This window comes from Streptomyces sp. WELS2, assembly GCF_013870595.1.
In the GTDB taxonomy this organism is placed as follows: Bacteria; Actinomycetota; Actinomycetes; order Streptomycetales; family Streptomycetaceae; genus Streptomyces.
The window spans coordinates 1-1,084 of record NZ_JACBWZ010001338.1 but is presented as its reverse complement, the minus strand read 5'-3'; the positions used below and the strand labels follow the sequence as shown (position 1 = coordinate 1,084).

General features: G+C 76.9%; 2 protein-coding genes. One reads left to right on the top strand and one right to left on the bottom strand.

What is annotated here, in order from left to right:
* Positions 1-466: 466 nt before the first annotated feature.
* A complete protein-coding gene (locus H5J33_RS36180) occupies positions 467-766 on the top strand; it encodes a hypothetical protein (RefSeq protein WP_258565647.1) in 300 nt (99 codons plus the stop codon).
* A 62-nt stretch (positions 767-828) separates the two neighbouring features.
* Here H5J33_RS36180 and H5J33_RS36175 read toward each other — a convergent pair.
* A partial coding sequence (locus tag H5J33_RS36175) for a PH domain-containing protein (RefSeq protein ID WP_181798898.1) occupies positions 829-1,084 on the bottom strand: 256 nt, incomplete at its 5' end.

The window sequence follows — 1,084 nt, the reverse complement described above, 5'->3', positions numbered from 1 at the left end:
CCTGACGGCGCTGGCCCGCTTCGAGCAGCAGACCCCGGGCGAGCTCTCGGGCGGCCCGGAGGGCAAGCGCGACACGGCGACGGAGAGCGCTCCCGAGGGGGACGAGCCGGGGGCGGCCGAGGCCGGGACGGCGGAATCCTCGACGGGGGCGCCCGGTGCGGGTGAACCCGGGACCGGGGCGCCTGATGCTGCGGCGCCGGTGGCCGGTCCGGCGGGGGTTCCCGGGCAGGAAGGTTCCGCCGGGGACGAGGGCACTGCCGGGCCCGCTCCGGCCGCGGGATCCGCTTCCGCTCCGGATGCCGGGTCCGCGGCTGGGGCTGCGCCCGCTGCCGCTTCCGCTGCCGGTTCTGTGCCTGGCTCTGCTCCCGTTTCCGCTGCCGGGTCGCCCTCCGCGACCAGCGGTCCCGCCGCTGGGATCCCGGCTCCCGCCTCCGGTGCCTTGCCCGCTCCCGCCGGGAACCCGGGTGTGCCGCCCGCCGTGGCCGTCGTGCCGGCCGCGCCCGTGCGGCGGCCGGTGACCGAGGGCGGGTTCGACTTCTTCGGTACGCAGAAGGGCACCCCGAAGGCCGCGCTGGACTCCGTGCAGAACGAGGACCTGGCCGACGTCGTGGGCCCCGAGGCGCTCGCCGTGCACAAGGCCGAGTCGGAGGCCGGGTTCAAGCCCGCCGACGAGCGGTCCCGGGGTGTCGGTCAGATCATCGACCTGACGGCGCACGACGAGACCGAGCAGATCGACGTCCAGGGGCTGCGCACCGCGGCCTCCTGAGCCACCGGCGACAGCACCGCGAAGGGCCCGGTCTCCCCTGGGGGAGCCGGGCCCGAGCCGTGTCAGCGCGCCGTCATCCAGCGGTCCGGCGGGGCGTCCCTGCGGCCCGTGCGGGACCTCTCCGCCTGCTCGGCGAGGAGCCGCGCGGCCTCCCCGGCGTCGCGCAGCCGGGCCGTGACGGTCTTGTCGGCACCGGTGTCCACGTGGACGTCGGCGAGCTTCCAGCGGCGCTTCCAGGGTCCCTGGGTGAGCCGTACGCTCTGCACCTTGGCGTGCGGCACCAGCGAGAGCCTGCGGCACAGCAGGCCGCTACGGGCG